We start from the raw sequence: 949 nt of genomic DNA on the forward strand, positions 1-949 counted from the left end.
GATTCAGAAATATACCGCGACATCTTTGCCTCGATATCATTAAAGCGATTCAGCACTGCGCGCTTAGCCTTCTCTGCTTTAATCTTATCGTCTAACCAAAACTCCAAGCTTAAGTTGGTCGTCATCACCTCTGCAGAAAACTCATGCCACTCGGCTTTCAAGGGCATGCTAAGAAAAACTAAGAAGCAAATGAGAAAACTCAAACAGTTTTTCATAATGTTATCCAAAATATCTCTCCAACCACGACGAATAGACCCATCCTAAAATATTGGTTAAAATCAATAAACCCTCTTGCTGGAACAACACAATGAACTTGGCACCTAGTAATAAAACTATTGATGCACTTAAGAGTCTCTCTCTTAAAGAAGCGAGTCGAATTGAACTTGTCTGGCTTTATGGTTCACAAGCGAATCATACCGCTGATTGCGCGAGTGATTATGACCTAGCGATAGCGCTACATAAGGAATGTAATCAAGCAGACAAATTCATTCAAGACCTTGAGTATCAATGGTCAAATAATCTAGACCAGAATATATCAATCGTTGATATTAACTCAGTGCCCGTGCCATTGGCTTACAACATTATTGATCTCGGCACTCCGCTCTACATTGGCAATGACTTGCGCCTTCATAGCGAAGAACAGCGAATATGGTCATTATGGAGTGAATATGCCCATGAACACCAGCAACATTATCCTTAAACGGCGTTCCAGAGAATTTACTATGTCGACATACCAAGCCTATGTATTTGCCATCAAAGAACAAGTCGCTCAGCACTTGGCTGGTTTGGATGAGTTGGCCTGCACCATTCAGAAACGCCCCTTAACATTTAACGAACGTAGCGCTGTAGAAAGGAATCTACAGGTTCCTATCGAGGCTGCTATTGGCTGCTCAAAGCACTATCTCAAGAAGATATCTAAACCTGTTCCTTCGGAAGCCCGAGCTAGCAT

General features: G+C 41.9%; 2 protein-coding genes. Both read left to right on the top strand.

Annotated features, from left to right (window positions below):
* Positions 1-307 precede the first annotated feature (307 nt).
* The gene (locus tag A3735_RS24400; RefSeq protein WP_068508473.1) at positions 308-700 is read left to right on the top strand and encodes a nucleotidyltransferase domain-containing protein; all 393 of its coding nucleotides are present in this window, start codon (positions 308-310) and stop codon (positions 698-700) included.
* Between the two features lie 22 nt (positions 701-722).
* A partial coding sequence (locus A3735_RS24405; RefSeq protein WP_156499889.1) for a hypothetical protein occupies positions 723-949 on the top strand: 227 nt, incomplete at its 3' end.

Source organism: Oleiphilus sp. HI0061 (assembly GCF_001635675.1).

Coding starts and splice junctions, on each gene's coding strand:
- A3735_RS24400 (WP_068508473.1), top strand. CDS start 308: ATGAACTTGGCACCTAGTAATAAAACTATTGATGCACTTAAGAGTCTC.